The sequence below is a fragment of the Ensifer sp. Root954 genome, assembly GCF_001429005.1.
Taxonomy (GTDB): Bacteria; Pseudomonadota; Alphaproteobacteria; order Rhizobiales; family Rhizobiaceae; genus Ensifer; species Ensifer adhaerens.
Window position 1 is genome coordinate 59,990 of the sequence record NZ_LMJM01000050.1, and the last position, 13,936, is coordinate 73,925.

Here is a 13,936-nt window from a genome sequence, read left to right on the forward strand (position 1 = left end):
GTTCAGGAGAAATTTCAAGCTTAAAATTGTTTTGGGCAGATAGGAAGCCGACGCCGGGCGCTCGCAGCGCCGCCGAGCGGCGTCGCATTGCTTCGAGGCCGGTGCGGCAGAAAGTAAGTCAGTTGTAGGCAGAAGCGCCGTGAACTCAGGAATTTCGCGCGAGCGAGGCGATGATCGACCGCTTGAGTGTGGCAAGCTCATCCATCAGCACGCCGCCTTCCTTGGCCGGAAGGCCGGCAAACAGATCCGAGATCCAGTCGGCATGGCTTGCTGCCATCTTCTCAAATTCGGCGCGGCCGAAGGGGGTAAGCGCGATGATCTGGACACGCCGATCGGTCGGAAGCGTCGTGCGGCTGATGTGGCCGCTCTCGGTCAGCCGTTCCACCAACACCGTGATGTTGCCGGGAGAGACCATCATGCGCTTGGAGACTTCGCCAAGCACCATGCCGTCAGGCGCACGCTCGAGCTGGGCCATCAGGTCGAAACGCGGCAAGGTCGAATCGAATTCTTCCCGCAACCGCCGACGGATTTCGCTTTCGACAAGTGTCGAACAGGTCAAGAGACGCAGCCATAGCCTGAGCTCTGCACGGTGATCGCCCGGAGCCTCGAGCGCCTTGGTCTCGCCATCGACCCATTCCGGCGAGGTGTCGAACTTGTCTTCACCCATCATTCCCAACGTCCGCTTCCAACCCTTGGCCGCAAATCAGCGGCTCTTTCGTTTTTCTGCTTTTAGAGAGGTAAGCAGGTCTTGGACAGGTTGTCACGGGCCGTCATTTGGACGCAAGCCCAGGTACCGACTGGGCGAGCAGCGGCGACGCGCGACCGCCATCCTCGGACTGGACATAGACGTTGACGGTAAAGCCGATGTGCTCGGCCATCAGGGTGCGGGCACGCTCGATATCGCGATCGAGTGCTGCCTCCATCAGCTCGGTATGGTGCTCGATCGCCATCGCGTCCTCAAGCGCCGAAACGGCTTCCTCGTAGCCTGCGCTCATACCGGCGGCGGCCCTAATCGTCGGCGCCAGACTTAGGAAGCGGTGGTGACGGCGAAGCTGGTCGGAGATCGTCGCCTGAAAGCGCGTGAGCCAGCGCGACCTCGCAGCGCTGATCAAGGCCGTATGAAACCCGGCATGCTTCTCGTCCCACTCGTCGACTTCGCTCTCGGAGAAACGCTCGACGGAAACCTTGCAGCGCGACAGCCGGTAGTGTGCCGTGACGACGGCGGATTCCCAGGCGCTGTCGCCGTTCTCGATCGACTCGATGAGCAGCGGCATTTCGACGGCAAGGCGGGCGCGGGTGAGGTCGTCGAGTTCCTCGCGTGACACCGGAGCAACAGCAAAGCCGCGATTACTGATGGCGGTCACCAGCCCTTCCGCCTCCAGCCGCGACAGAGCCTCGCGTAGCGGCGTCCAGCCGATCCCGTAGCTTTCGCGCAGCGTGCTCAGCTTCATCGGCGCGCCCGGCTTCAGCCGCGTCGCGAGAATGTCGCGGCGCAGCAACCGGTATGCCGATTCCGTTTTCGTCGACTGTTCGTGGTCTTGCATCAGGTTCCCTTAGCGCCCACACCGGGTCGATACAAATATATATAGTTCTGCGCCTCATGTGAAAATATATATATTAATTTGACAAGAGGCCGGAGCGGTTCCATGATCCGCGCAAGCCGCCGAGGAGGGCGGTAACGCTCGTCAAATTCTGGGAGGGATGTATGAGCAGGCTTAAGAGCACGTGGCTTTCGGGATTGGTTGTCGCCGGTGCAATGGCATGGGGACTGGGAGCAGCGGCCGCTGATCCGATCCGCATCGGCATCGCCAATTTTGGCGAGCATCCGCAATTGAACGCATCGATCGCCGGCTTCAAGAAGGCGCTGGCCGAAAACGGCTTCGTCGAAGGCAAGGACGTCGTCTACACCGAGAGCCACACCAATTTCGACGCCTCGCTGGTGCCGCAGATGATCGCCAAGCTGCAGGCCGAACAGCCGAAACTGGTCTACACGATCACCACGCCCGTCTCGCAGATCGCCAAGAAGGCGCTCGCCGGCTCCGGCATTCCGGTCGTCTTCTCCGCCGTTACCGATCCGGTGGCCGCCAAGCTCGTTCCGTCTTGGGAGGCCGGTGACGACGGCATGACCGGTGCGACCGACCTTCAGGACGTGGCCGCTGTCATGGCCTTCACCCACAAGCTGCTGCCGAACGCGAAGCGCTTTGGCGTGCCCTATAATCCGGGTGAGGCGAACGACCAGGCCCTGCTCGACAAGATCAAGGAAGCAGCGCCTGACGCAGGCTTCGAGGTCGTGGAGGTCGGCGTCGACAATGTCAACGACATCCAGCAGCGCATCGCCTCCTTCGCCGGCAAGGCCGACGTGATCTATACGCCCGCATCGAACCTGTTGCAGCCGGCGATCGGTGCTGTGTCGGCAGCCGCGCGCCAGGCGCAGATCCCGATCGTAAACTCCGACGACGGTGCAGTGCGTGACGGCGTCGTACCGGCAAGCTTTGCGGTCAACTATGAGCAGGTCGGCGTCAATGCCGGCAAGATCGCTGCTCAGATCCTCAAAGGTGCAGACCCGAAGACGATCGCGCCGTCGCGCCCGGCCTATGAGGATCACGCGCCGCTGATCTCGAAGAAGGCTGCCGCTGCCTTCGGCATCGAAGTGCCGGCAGCGCTCGCGACCGAATGCAACTGCGTGGTCGATTGATCTCCGTCTTGTCTCTTCAGTGACGGCGCCCCGAGCGCCGTCATCTCATAAGTTAAGGGGGAGCCAATGCTGGAAATCAGATCGGCCCGCAAAGTTTTCTACAAGGGGCAGGCGGACGAAAAAGTCGCGCTCGACGGCCTCAATCTCAGCCTTGCCACGGGCGAATTTGGCGTCGTCATCGGTTCCAACGGCGCCGGCAAGAGCAGCATGCTCAACGCCATTTCGGGTGCATTGGTGCTCGATAGCGGCCAGATCGTCATCAATGGCGACGACGTGACCGCAACGCCCGTACACAAGCGCGCGATGCGGCTTGCCCGCGTGTTCCAGGACCCGATGCGCGGCACCGCTGCCTCTATGACGGTGGCCGAAAACATGCTGCTTGCCGAATTGCGCAGCAACAAACGCACCCTGCGGCGCGGCCTGAACGCGACGCGGCTCGCCACCTACAGGGAACGCCTGTCGCTGCTCGGGCTCGGCCTTGAAAACCGCCTCGACACACGGGTGGAGCTGCTTTCCGGCGGCCAGCGGCAATCGCTGTCCTTGATCATGGCGGTCGGCGGCGAGCCGGAACTGCTGCTGCTCGACGAACACACCGCAGCGCTTGATCCGCGCACCGCCGATATCGTCATGCAGGCGACGATCCGCGCGGTCGAAGCCCTGAAGCTGACAACGCTGATGGTGACGCACAACATGCAGCACGCGGTGGATTTCGGTCACAAGGTCATCATGCTCGACGCCGGGCGCGTCCGTCTCGAAATCGACGGCAAGGAAAAGGCGCAGACGACCGTGCCGGATCTGATCGGCCACTTCTCCGTCAAAACCGACCGCATGTTCCTGGCGAGCTGACGATCATGGATATTCTTCAAAATACCTTCGCGAGCTTCGTCTCGCTCGTTCCCGTCACGCTCGCGCAGAGCCTGATCCTCGCCTTCGTCGTGCTCGGGATCATGATCCCGTTCCGCATGTTGAGCTTCCCGGATCTGACCAGCGAGGGTGCGTTTCCGCTCGGCGGCTGCGTCTGCGGCGTGCTGATGGCGGCGGGCATGTCGCCGCTCGCCGCGATCGCCATCGCACTTCTCGCCGGATTCGTTGCCGGCTGCTGCACGGCCTTCATCCATCTGCGGTTCCGGATCCACACGCTGCTCGCCGGCATCCTGATGATGACGATGCTTTATTCGATCAACCTCAGGATCATGGGGCGCTCGAACCTCTCGGTCTTCGGTGCGCCAACGGTGTTCGACTGGGCGCCGGGGCTGCAGCCGGGCTTCCCCGCAAGCAAGATCGTCGTCGCGGGCCTGATCGCACTCATCGTCTTCGTCCTGCTCTACCACTTCTTCCGCACGGAAAAAGGCACGGCCGTTCGCGCCGTCGGCGCCAATCCCGATATGGCTGAAGCTCAAGGGATCAATGTCTGGATGGCGACGATCGGTGGCGTCGGGCTTGCGGGTGCGTTTTCGGCGGCAGGCGGCGCGCTGATGGTGCAGTCACAGGGCTTTGCTGACGTCAACATGGGCCTCGGCATCCTGATCAACGGCCTTGCGGCGCTGATGATCGGCGAGGCGATCGTTGGCAAGCAGAGCGTGGCGCGCCAGCTCGCTGCGCCGTTCGTAGGTGCGATCGTCTACTACCAGCTCGTCTCCTTCTGCCTGGCCGCCGGCATGCCACCGCCGGACCTGAAACTTGCGACCGGCCTCTTCGTTCTGGCCATGCTGGCTCTTCCGAGCCTCAAGCGAAGCCGCGGCCCTGCGCCCGCCCGCGAAACCGTTCGCGAATAAATGAGGACCACCTTCATGAATGCAGTTCCTGATCTTGCCGCGATAAAGGCCATGGATGTGGCCGATGTGCTCAGCCCGATGCGCGAGCGTTTCATCCTGCCGCCGGGTCTCATCTATCTCGACGGCAACTCGCTCGGCGTTGCCTCGACCGCCGCCTTCGACGAGCTTCGCAAGGCCGCCACCGAGGAATGGGGGCAGGACCTCATCCGCAGCTGGAATACGGCCGGCTGGTTCGAGATGCCGCTGACGCTCGGCGACCGGGTCGGGCGGCTGATCGGGGCGGCCGCCGGCCAGACCGTCGTCTGCGACACCACGTCGATCAACATCTACAAGGCCCTCCATGCGGCCATGGCCTTGCGGCCCGATCGGTCGGTGATCGTCAGCGAAGGCGGCAGTTTTCCGACCGATCTCTACATGGCCGAAGGCGTGGTCTCGACGCGTCCGGGCGCCTCGCTCAGGCTCGAAGGGGTCGATGCGCCCGAGATCGAGGATCTGATCGATGGCAGCGTCGCCGCCGTTCTGGTCAACCACGTCAACTACAAGTCCGGCGAGCTGCGCGATATGGCGGCGCTGACCCGCAAGGCGCACGAACATGGCGCACTGGTCATCTGGGACCTCTGCCATACGGCCGGCGCGTTGCCAGTCGATCTTGACGGCGCCAATGTCGATTTCGCGGTCGGCTGCACCTACAAGTACCTGAACGGTGGCCCCGGAGCCCCCGCCTTCATCTATGCAGCCACCCGTCACCACGGCGCTATCCGCCAGCCGCTCACCGGCTGGTGGGGACACGCCCGTCCCTTCGCCTTCGAGAAGCACTATGCTGCCGGTGAGGGCATCCGCCGTTTCCTTTGCGGAACACAGCCGATCCTGTCGCTGCGGGCGCTAAAGGGCGCGCTCGACGTCTGGGACGAGGTCGACATGAAAGCGCTGCGCGAAAAGAGCATCCAGCTCACGGATCTCTTCATCGCGCTCGTTGAGGCGAAATGCAGTGCCCACGGTCTGGCGCTCGAAAGCCCGCGCGACGGAACCAAGCGCGGAAGCCAGGTGTCGTTCAAACACCCGCACGCTTACGAAATCATGCAGGCGCTGATTGCCCGTGGCGTTATCGGTGATTTCCGCGCGCCGACGACGATGCGCTTCGGCTTCACGCCGCTCTATGTGAGCTACGCCGACGTCTGGCAGGCGGTCGAAATCCTGGAGGACATCCTCAAGACCGGTGCATGGCAGGATGCGCGCTTCGCGGTCCGTGCGGCCGTAACCTGATTGATGGCACCAAAGAGCAGCGGGCGGTATTTCGCCCGTTGCCTCTTGTTCAGACACATACCGAGGCTGCCGCCCCGCAGCGGATTCGTTCAGAGCCATTGTGCCTGGAGGCGAGAGGACGGCTAACGGGGGACTTAAGCAATGATCGCGCCACACCGCCCGACCCCGGAGGAAATCGCCGATGCTCGTAAACGCATCGCGCCGCATTTCGCGCGCACACCGCTCGTCAGGCTCGATCTTGGGTTTCCGGACCGTCAGATATTCCTGAAACTGGAGACGCTGTCGCCAATTGGCGCGTTCAAGCTCCGTCCCGCCTTGAACGCTGTGTTGTCGCGCGATCCGGCCGAACTCGAAAGCGGCGTCGCAGTCACCAGTTCCGGCAATATGGCCTATGGCATGGCCTGGGCGGCACGCCTCATCGGTGTGCCGATGGTTGCCTACATGTATCGCGGCGCACCCCAGACCAAGATCGACGGTGTGCGTGCGCTCGGCGGAGAAGTACGGTTCGTCAGTGCCGAGACCTGGTGGGACTACATCACTGGCGCCGATCATCCGGATGCGCCGGAACTGCTGATCAATCCGGTGACCGATCAGGCGGTGCTGGCCGGGAACGGCTCCATCGGTGTGGAGATCATCGAGGATCTGCCCGATGTCGACGTCGTGCTTACCCCGTATGGCGGCGGCAGCATGACCACCGGGGTGGCCAGCGCTATCAAGGCCGCTTCCGACCGCTGCCGTGTCTTTGCGGTTGAAGATGACAGCGCCGCCCCTGTTTCGGCGGCCCTGGCCGCTGGCCAAATCGTGACGATCGAAACCCGCCCCTCCTTTATCAAGAGCATCGGCGCACCGTCGCTGGTGCCACAGATCTGGCCGGTGGTCGGTGACCTGATCGATGGGGCGATTGCGGTCAGCCCGGGGCAGGTGACCGAAGCGATGCGGATTCTCTTCAAGAAGGCGAAGATCGTTGCCGAAGGCGCGGGTGCTGCCTCGCTTGCCGCCGCAATCGCGCGACCGGATCTCAAGGGAAACATCGTCTGCGTGGTCTCGGGCGGAAACATCGACGCGGCTGCCTATTCCACAGTGCTCGGCGGTGGCATTCCCTCGGCCTGAGCGACCGATCAAACGCCGAGATAGCGATCCTGGAGTTCTGGCGTCAGCGCAAGCGGCGCTCCCTCGAACACGGTCGCGCCCTTTTCCAGGACGAAGCAGCGGTCGGCAACGGGCAGGAGTTCCGAAAGCGTCTTGTCGACGACGAGGATCGACTGCCCTGCCGCCTTCAGAGTGCGGATCGCCGACCAGATATCCTGGCGAATGACCGGCGCCAGCCCTTCCGTTGCCTCGTCGAGAATGAGCAGGCTGGGATTGGTCATCAAGGCCCGGCCGATCGCAAGCATCTGCTGCTCCCCGCCCGAAAGCGTGTTGGCATACTGATCGCGCCGCTCGCCGAGGCGAGGGAAGAGCGCGGTCACTTTCTCGAAGGTCCATTCGTTGCCGCGAGCCGTGGCGACGAGGTTCTCCATGACGGTGAGATTGGGAAAGCAGCGCCGTCCTTCAGGAACGAGACCGAGACCGAGCCTTGCAATCCTGTGCGGGCGCAGGCCGGAGATGGTCTTGCCGGCAAAGGAGATGGCGCCTGAACGCGGGCGCACGAGCCCGAGGATCGAGTTGATCGTCGTCGTCTTGCCCATGCCGTTGCGGCCCATGAGCGCGACGACCTCGCCCTCGCGCACATCGAGGTTGACGCCGAAGAGCGCTTGGGATGCGCCGTAGAAGGTTTCGAGACCTTTGAGTTCGAGCAGGCTCACGCGGCTTCTCCCAGATAGGCCCGGCGCACATCCGGATCGCTGCGGATTTCATCGACCGTGCCTGACGCGATGATGCGGCCGTAGACCAGCACGGAGATGCGATCCGCCAGCGCAAAGACCGCATCCATGTCGTGCTCCACCAAGAGCATCGGCGCTTCGTGACGCAGCCCATCAAGGAACGAAGTCAGCCGCTTGGAGCCCTCCGGTCCCATGCCGGCCATGGGCTCGTCGAACACAAAGACTTTCGGCGACAGCGCCAGCGCGATGGCGATTTCGAGTTGCCGGCGTTCGCCGTGCGAGAGTTCGGCCGCCGGCACGTGGGCACGCGCAGCAAGATCGACGCGCTCCAGCATCGCCATCGCCGGTTCGGTCAGTTCCTTGTCGTTGCTGACCTGGCGAAAGAAGTGGAAGCTGCTGCCGTGGCGCGCCTGCACCGCCAGCATGACGTTGCGAAGAGCCGAGAATTCCTGCGCCAGCGAGGAGATCTGGAAGCTACGGGCAAGGCCGAGCCTTGCGCGGGCGGCCATATCGAGGCCGCCGATATCCTGGCCGAGAAAACGGATCGTGCCGCTGTCGGCCCTGAGCGATCCGGCAATCTGGTGGATCAGCGTGCTCTTGCCGGCGCCGTTCGGGCCGATCAGCGCATGGATCTGCCCCGGGTGAAGCTCGAGGCTGACGCCATCAGTCGCTTTAAGGGCGCCGAAGGATTTTCTGAGGTCGCGGATTTCGAGAACGGGCTCAGACATGGCGCGGCTTTCCGGAGAGGAGACCCAGCAGACCGCCGCGGGCAAACAGCACGATGCCGAGCAGGATGAGGCCGAGGAAGAACTGCCAGCGCTCGGTGATGCCGCCGAGCACATATTCGAAGAAGACGAAGATCATCGCGCCGGCAACCGGGCCGAACAGTCGGCCTTTGCCGCCGAGGATGATCAGCACGATCAGTTCACCCGACATGTGCCAGGAGAGCATAGAGGGACCGACGAAGCGATTGAGGTCGGCATAGAGCGCGCCGGCAAACCCGGTGATCATCGCCGAGACGGCGAAGGCGACGAGGCGGATGTTGAAAGGTGCGATGCCGACTGCGGCAAGGCGGGTACCGTTCTGTCTCGCCGCCTGCAGGGCGCTGCCGAAGCGTGAACCCTCGACCACGCGAAACAGAAGCAGCGCCGCCATCAGTGCCGCGTAGCAGATCAGGAAATAGGGCAGGGGCTTGGCCGTGTTGACGCCGGGAAAGGCGTTGCGCATCGACAGCGACAGGCCGTCCTCGCCGCCATAGGCCGGCCAGGAGATCGCGAAGTAGTAGATCATCTGCGCGAAGGCGAGCGTGATCATGATGAAATAGACGCCTGAGGTGCGCAGGCTGATCGCACCGATCGGCAACGCGATGAGCCCGGCGACCGCGACGGCGACGACCCAGATCAGCGGCATGGATGTCGTCGCCGGAATGCCGGCAAAGAGCGGCTCGGCATTGAAGGCGTGCGTGGCGAGGATGCCGGCGACATAACCGCCGAGGCCGAAAAAGGCCGCATGCCCGAAAGAGAGCAGCCCACCAAGCCCGAGCGCCATATTGAGGCCGACGGCGGCAAGCGCCAGCACGACGATGCGGGTTGCGAGCGTCACATAGAAGGGTTCGCCCAAGCTTGCAGCCAGTATCGGCGCACCGAGAAGCAGCAGGGCGAGCAGCACGTTGATTGTGGTTTCGCGGGTCATCTTGGCCTCACGACTGTGCCGAAAACAGGCCACTCGGCCTGAAGGCGAGGATAAGGGCCATGACGACGTAGATCAGCATCGAGGCGAGCGCCGCCCCGATCGTGGTCGCCTGTGATGCGGGCATGGTGAGTGCCAGAAGCGATGGGAGCAAAAAACGGCCCATCGTGTCGACGACACCGACGATGACAGCGCCGACCAGTGCCCCCTTGATCGAGCCGATACCGCCAATGACGATGACGACGAAGGCGAGGATGAGGACCGGTTCGCCCATGCCGACCTGCACCGATTGCAATGCGCCCACCAACGCGCCGGCAAGCCCGGCAAGCGCTGCACCGAGTGCGAAGACGACCGTATAGAGCGTGCCGATGTCGACACCGAGCGCTCCGATCATCTCTCGATCGGACTCGCCCGCCCGGATGCGCATGCCGAGCCGGGTTCTGGAGATCAACAGATAGAGGCCGATCGCAACGGCAATGCCGACGCCGATGATCGCCAGGCGGTAGAGCTGGTACTGGCCGCCGCCCGGCAGCGGTACGGCACCCTGGAGCAAGGGGGGAATGTCGAGATAGAGCGGGAAGGAGCCGAAGAGCCAGCGGGCGCCTTCCGACAGGATCAGGATCAGCGCGAAGGTCGCAAGGACCTGATCGAGATGATCGCGGTCGTAGAGCCTGCGGATGACGGCGACCTCGATGATCGCGCCGACACCAGCTGCAGCTGCAAGGCTGGCGATGAGGCCGATCCAGAAGGAGCCGGTGGCGGCTGCGACCGTGGCGCAGGCAAACGCGCCGATCATATACAGTGAGCCGTGCGCCAGGTTGATGAGGCCCATGACCCCGAAAATCAGGGTCAGGCCGGCGGCCATCAGAAACAGCATCACACCGAGCTGGAGCCCGTTGAGCAGTTGTTCGATCAGAAGTGCGGTGAACAAGAGATCGGTCCAAGCTTGATGTCAGGAGGACATGGATCATCGACCGGATGCCGGCATCAAGGCCGCGCACCCGGGCAACGACAGGTGCAGGGCACTACATGCTGCACTTCTCGGCGTAGGCGTCCTTGTGGTCTTCGAAGGCGGTGGCGATAATCTTGTTGGTGAGCACGCCGTCGGCTTCCTTCACCACCTCGCGGACGTAGATGTTCTGGATCGGGTGGTTGTTGTTGTTGAAGACGAATTTGCCGCGCACCGACTGGAAGTCTGCTGCCTTAAGTGCTGCGCGGAAGGCGTCCTTGTCTTTGACGCTTGCCTTGGACAGCGCGGCGAGGATCAGGTTTGCGGTATCCCAGCTCTGCGCCGCGTAGATCGAGGGCAGGCGCTTGTACTCGGCCTTGAAGGCTTCGACGAACTTCTTGTTGGCCTCGTTGTCGAGGTCCTTCGACCAGGTCGCCGAGTTCTTGACGCCAAGCGCCGCGTCGCCGATCGCCGGCAGGACGTCCTGGCTAAAGGAGAAGCCCGGGCCCATGACGGGGATGTTCACGCCCGACTGGGCATATTGCTTCATGAAGGCGATGCCCATGCCGCCGGGCAGGAAGAAGTAGACGGTGTCGGCACCCGAGGCGCGGATCTGGGCGATTTCGGCAGCGTAGTCCGTCTGCCCGACCTGCGTGTAGATCTCGCCGGCAAGCGCGCCCTTGTAATAGCGCTTGAAGCCGGTCAGCGCGTCCTTGCCGGCCGGGTAGTTGGGGGCGAGGATGAAGGCGTTCTTGTAATCCTTGTTGGCGTATTGGCCCATCGCCTCATGGAAATTGTCGTTCTGGTAGGCGACGTTGAAATAGTTCGCATTGCAGTTCGCACCGGCAAGTGCCGAGGGACCGGCGTTCGGCGACAGATAGATCACGTCCTGTGCCACCGTGTTCGGCACGACGGCCATCGCAAGGTTCGACCAGATGATGCCCGTCATCAGGTCGACCTTGTCGCCCTGGATCATCTTCTCGGCGATCTGCACCGCAAGTTCCGGCTTCTGGGCATCGTCCTCGATCACCAGTTCCACGTCCTTGTTGCCCGACTGCTTGATCGCCAGCGTGAAGGCGTCGCGCATATCGATGCCGAGGCCGGCGCCGCCGCCCGACAGCGTGGTGATGACGCCGATCTTCACCGGCTCGGCATGGGCGAGGCTTGACGTTGCAAGTGAAAGGCCAAGAAGGCCTGCTGCCAGAATGCGGTTCATGCTGTTCTCCTCTTTGTTGGTTCCCTTTTGGGTTGTGTTCTATCAGAGACCCGTGCGCACGTGCCAGAGCTCAGGGAAAAGTTCCACTTCGAGCATCTTTTTCAGATAGGACGCGCCGGATGTGCCCCCGGTTCCGCGTTTCATGCCGATGATGCGCTCGACGGTCGTGACGTGGTTGAAGCGCCAGCGACGGAAGTAGTCCTCGAAATCGACCAGTTTCTCGGCGAGCTCGTAGAGCATCCAATAGCGCTCGGGATCGCGGTAGACGATCTGCCAGGCGGCGAAGACCTTTTCGCTTTCCGTGCGCGTCTCGCGCCAATCGCTCTTGTCCGCTTCCGCGCCGACATCGAAACCGTTGCGCGAAAGAAGCCGGATCGCCTCGTCGTAGAGCGACGGCGCTGCCAGGATCGCTTCCAGCTTTTCCATGATGTCGGGGCGGTGCGCATGCGGCCCGAGCATCGCGACATTGCGGTTGCCGGCGAGGAACTCGATCGCCCGGTACTGCCAGGACTGGAAGCCGGAGGATTGGCCGAGCGATTCACGGAACGTGGTGTATTCGCTGGGGGTCATCGTTCGCAGCACATCCCAGGCACTGTTCAGCTGCTCGAAGATGCGGGCGACGCGCGTCAGCATCTTGAATGCGGGCTCCAGCCGGTCGTCGCGGATCGAGCGGACCGCCGCGTTGATCTCGTGCAGCGCGAGCTTCATCCAGAGCTCGGACGTCTGATGCTGGATTATGAACAGCATCTCGTCATGGGCTTTGGAAAGCGGCTCCTGCGCATCCAGTACCTTTTCCAGCATCAGGTAGTCGCTATAGGACATGCGTCCCTCGAACGACATCTGGGCGCCTTCTTTCGAAGGGTCGTATGATTTGCTCATGTTTTCAGTTCTCCGACCGCAATCGGAACCGCTGGATCTTGCCCGTGGCTGTCTTCGGCAGGTTGTCCAGGAACTTTACCGATCGCGGATATTTGTAAGGCGCGATCGTCGCCTTCACATGATCCTGCAGACGCTTGATCGTTGCGTCGTCTGCCGACACGCCAGATATCAGAACGACATAGGCTTCGACAATCTGGCCGCGTTCCTGATCGGGCGCACCGACGACGGCGCATTCTGCGACCTCCGGGTGGGAAATCAGGGCGGCTTCGACCTCGGGGCCGGCGATGTTGTAGCCGGCGGTGATGATCATGTCGTCCGAACGGGCGGCGAAATGGAAGAAGCCGTCCTCGTCCTGATAGAAGGCGTCGCCGGTCAGGTTCCAGCCGTCGCGCACATAGTCGCGCTGTCGGCTGTCGGCCATGTAGCGGCAGCCGGTCGGGCCACGCACCGCAAGCCTCCCGATCGTGCCGCGGGGGACTTCCTGCATGTCGTCATTGACGATCCGCGCTTCGTAGCCGCCGACCGGCTTTCCGGTCGAGGCGGGCTTGCGGTCCTCGAAGCGGTTGGAAATGAAGATATGCAGCATCTCGGTCGCGCCGATCCCGTCGAGGATCGGCTTGCCGGTCTTGGCCGTCCACTCCTCGAAGACCGGACCGGGCAGGGTCTCGCCCGCCGAGATCGCGACGCGCAGTGATGAAAGATCGGCGCCGTTATCCATCGCCTTCATCATCGCCCGATAGGCGGTGGGCGCGGTAAACGAGATCGTCGCTTTGTACTTCTCGATGATCTCCACCATGTTGGCCGGCGTCGCATGCTCGAGCAGTGTCGCTGCGGCTCCAAAGCGCAAGGGGAAGATCGCAAGGCCGCCAAGGCCAAAGGTGAATGCGAGCGGCGGCGAGCCGACGAAGATATCGTCGGGCGTGACCCCGAGCACTTCGCGGGCATAGCCGTCGGCGATCGCCAGGAGATCGCGGTGAAAGTGCATGGTGGCCTTCGGAATCCCCGTCGTGCCAGAGGTGAAACCGAGCAACGCCACATCGTCGCGACCGGTATGCACCGCCTCGAAGACCACTGATTTATCGAGCGCAATGCGGTCGAGTTCGGCGTCGTGGTTCGCGGTCCCGTCGAAACTCACGACCTGCTTCAGGAAGCGGCTGTCCTTGGCGCAGACGATCATTTCTTCCATCAGTCGCGTGTCGCAAAGTGCCAGGCTGACTTCGGCCTTGTCGACGATCTTGGCGAGTTCCCCGGCCCGGAGCATCGGCATGGTGTTGACGACGACGGCGCCGGCCTTGGTGGCCGCCAGCCAGCAGGCGACCATGGCCGGATTGTTGGCGGAGCGGATGAGCACGCGGTGCCCGGGCTTCACACCGTAATTTTCAACCAGCGCGTGGGCGAGACGGTTGGTCCAATCGGACAGTTCCTTGTAAGTCCGGCGGCGGCCATTGCCGATCAACGCGGTATGATCGCCGAAACCCTTGGCAACCATGGCGTCCGTCAATTCGACGGCAGCGTTGAGGTGATCCGGGTAGTCAAAACCTTCGAGAAGAAACTCCGGCCATTCTTCCTGTGGCGGAAGATGGTCGCGGGTGAACGTATCGACGTGCGAAGTCGGTCCAAGCATGTGGCGGCTGTTCCCTAATTTCG

At 62.8% G+C, this 13,936-nt stretch carries 14 protein-coding genes; 5 read left to right on the forward strand and 9 right to left on the reverse strand.

The window, feature by feature from the left end:
• Window positions 1–145 precede the first annotated feature (145 nt).
• Both ASE71_RS28830 and ASE71_RS28835 read right to left on the reverse strand, forming a co-directional pair.
• Window positions 146–670, reverse strand: a complete 525-nt coding sequence (locus tag ASE71_RS28830; RefSeq protein WP_226020898.1) for a MarR family winged helix-turn-helix transcriptional regulator — start codon at window positions 668–670, stop codon at window positions 146–148.
• 100 nt (window positions 671–770) lie between these two features.
• Window positions 771–1,544, reverse strand: coding sequence for a GntR family transcriptional regulator (locus ASE71_RS28835; RefSeq protein WP_060518015.1), 774 nt, complete (start codon window positions 1,542–1,544; stop codon window positions 771–773).
• A gap of 161 nt (window positions 1,545–1,705) precedes the next feature.
• On the opposite strand from ASE71_RS28835, the gene ASE71_RS28840 reads away from it, so the two are divergent.
• From ASE71_RS28840 to ASE71_RS28860, 5 genes are all read left to right on the forward strand, one after another.
• The gene (locus tag ASE71_RS28840; RefSeq protein ID WP_034796266.1) at window positions 1,706–2,695 is read left to right on the forward strand and encodes an ABC transporter substrate-binding protein; all 990 of its coding nucleotides are present in this window, start codon (window positions 1,706–1,708) and stop codon (window positions 2,693–2,695) included.
• A gap of 66 nt (window positions 2,696–2,761) precedes the next feature.
• Window positions 2,762–3,541, forward strand: coding sequence for an ABC transporter ATP-binding protein (locus ASE71_RS28845; protein WP_034796269.1), 780 nt, complete (start codon window positions 2,762–2,764; stop codon window positions 3,539–3,541).
• Window positions 3,542–3,546: 5 nt separating this feature from the next.
• A complete protein-coding gene (locus ASE71_RS28850) occupies window positions 3,547–4,470 on the forward strand; it encodes an ABC transporter permease (protein ID WP_034796270.1) in 924 nt (307 codons plus the stop codon).
• Between the two features lie 15 nt (window positions 4,471–4,485).
• A complete protein-coding gene (gene kynU, locus ASE71_RS28855) occupies window positions 4,486–5,733 on the forward strand; it encodes a kynureninase (RefSeq protein WP_060518013.1) in 1,248 nt (415 codons plus the stop codon).
• A 141-nt stretch (window positions 5,734–5,874) separates the two neighbouring features.
• Window positions 5,875–6,843: a threonine/serine dehydratase gene (locus ASE71_RS28860; protein WP_060518011.1), complete on the forward strand. Its 969-nt coding sequence runs from the start codon at window positions 5,875–5,877 to the stop codon at window positions 6,841–6,843.
• Between the two features lie 8 nt (window positions 6,844–6,851).
• Here the strand turns inward: ASE71_RS28860 and ASE71_RS28865 are convergent, their stop codons facing one another.
• The 7 genes from ASE71_RS28865 to ASE71_RS28895 all read right to left on the reverse strand — a co-directional run bounded on the left by ASE71_RS28865 (window position 6,852) and on the right by ASE71_RS28895 (window position 13,913).
• Complete coding sequence (locus tag ASE71_RS28865; protein WP_060518009.1) at window positions 6,852–7,538, reverse strand: ABC transporter ATP-binding protein; 687 nt, start codon at window positions 7,536–7,538, stop codon at window positions 6,852–6,854.
• Window positions 7,535–8,284 carry an ABC transporter ATP-binding protein gene (locus tag ASE71_RS28870; RefSeq protein WP_060518007.1) on the reverse strand — a complete coding sequence of 250 codons (750 nt, stop codon included), beginning with the start codon at window positions 8,282–8,284 and terminating at the stop codon, window positions 7,535–7,537. The genes ASE71_RS28865 and ASE71_RS28870 overlap by 4 nt, the downstream gene beginning before the upstream one ends.
• Window positions 8,277–9,248 (reverse strand): branched-chain amino acid ABC transporter permease, encoded by a 972-nt coding sequence (locus ASE71_RS28875; protein WP_060518005.1) that lies wholly within the window; start codon window positions 9,246–9,248, stop codon window positions 8,277–8,279. Before ASE71_RS28875 ends, ASE71_RS28870 begins: the two co-directional genes overlap by 8 nt.
• Window positions 9,249–9,255: 7 nt before the next feature.
• Window positions 9,256–10,176, reverse strand: coding sequence for a branched-chain amino acid ABC transporter permease (locus ASE71_RS28880; RefSeq protein ID WP_034796285.1), 921 nt, complete (start codon window positions 10,174–10,176; stop codon window positions 9,256–9,258).
• 94 nt (window positions 10,177–10,270) lie between these two features.
• Window positions 10,271–11,410, reverse strand: coding sequence for an ABC transporter substrate-binding protein (locus ASE71_RS28885; protein ID WP_060518003.1), 1,140 nt, complete (start codon window positions 11,408–11,410; stop codon window positions 10,271–10,273).
• Between the two features lie 42 nt (window positions 11,411–11,452).
• Window positions 11,453–12,289 (reverse strand): tryptophan 2,3-dioxygenase, encoded by an 837-nt coding sequence (gene kynA / locus ASE71_RS28890; RefSeq protein WP_060518000.1) that lies wholly within the window; start codon window positions 12,287–12,289, stop codon window positions 11,453–11,455.
• A gap of 4 nt (window positions 12,290–12,293) precedes the next feature.
• Window positions 12,294–13,913, reverse strand: a complete 1,620-nt coding sequence (locus tag ASE71_RS28895) for a benzoate-CoA ligase family protein (protein WP_034796293.1) — start codon at window positions 13,911–13,913, stop codon at window positions 12,294–12,296.
• Window positions 13,914–13,936: the final 23 nt, after the last annotated feature.

Excerpts from the sequence above, each read along its gene's own strand:
- ASE71_RS28830 (WP_226020898.1), bottom strand. The coding sequence starts at position 670 with ATGATGGGTGAAGACAAGTTCGACACCTCGCCGGAATGGGTCGATGGC.
- ASE71_RS28835 (WP_060518015.1), bottom strand. The coding sequence starts at position 1,544 with ATGCAAGACCACGAACAGTCGACGAAAACGGAATCGGCATACCGGTTG.
- ASE71_RS28840 (WP_034796266.1), top strand. The coding sequence starts at position 1,706 with ATGAGCAGGCTTAAGAGCACGTGGCTTTCGGGATTGGTTGTCGCCGGT.
- ASE71_RS28845 (WP_034796269.1), top strand. The coding sequence starts at position 2,762 with ATGCTGGAAATCAGATCGGCCCGCAAAGTTTTCTACAAGGGGCAGGCG.
- ASE71_RS28850 (WP_034796270.1), top strand. The coding sequence starts at position 3,547 with ATGGATATTCTTCAAAATACCTTCGCGAGCTTCGTCTCGCTCGTTCCC.
- kynU (WP_060518013.1), top strand. The coding sequence starts at position 4,486 with ATGAATGCAGTTCCTGATCTTGCCGCGATAAAGGCCATGGATGTGGCC.
- ASE71_RS28860 (WP_060518011.1), top strand. The coding sequence starts at position 5,875 with ATGATCGCGCCACACCGCCCGACCCCGGAGGAAATCGCCGATGCTCGT.
- ASE71_RS28870 (WP_060518007.1), bottom strand. The coding sequence starts at position 8,284 with ATGTCTGAGCCCGTTCTCGAAATCCGCGACCTCAGAAAATCCTTCGGC.
- ASE71_RS28875 (WP_060518005.1), bottom strand. The coding sequence starts at position 9,248 with ATGACCCGCGAAACCACAATCAACGTGCTGCTCGCCCTGCTGCTTCTC.
- ASE71_RS28885 (WP_060518003.1), bottom strand. The coding sequence starts at position 11,410 with ATGAACCGCATTCTGGCAGCAGGCCTTCTTGGCCTTTCACTTGCAACG.
- kynA (WP_060518000.1), bottom strand. The coding sequence starts at position 12,289 with ATGAGCAAATCATACGACCCTTCGAAAGAAGGCGCCCAGATGTCGTTC.
- ASE71_RS28895 (WP_034796293.1), bottom strand. The coding sequence starts at position 13,913 with ATGCTTGGACCGACTTCGCACGTCGATACGTTCACCCGCGACCATCTT.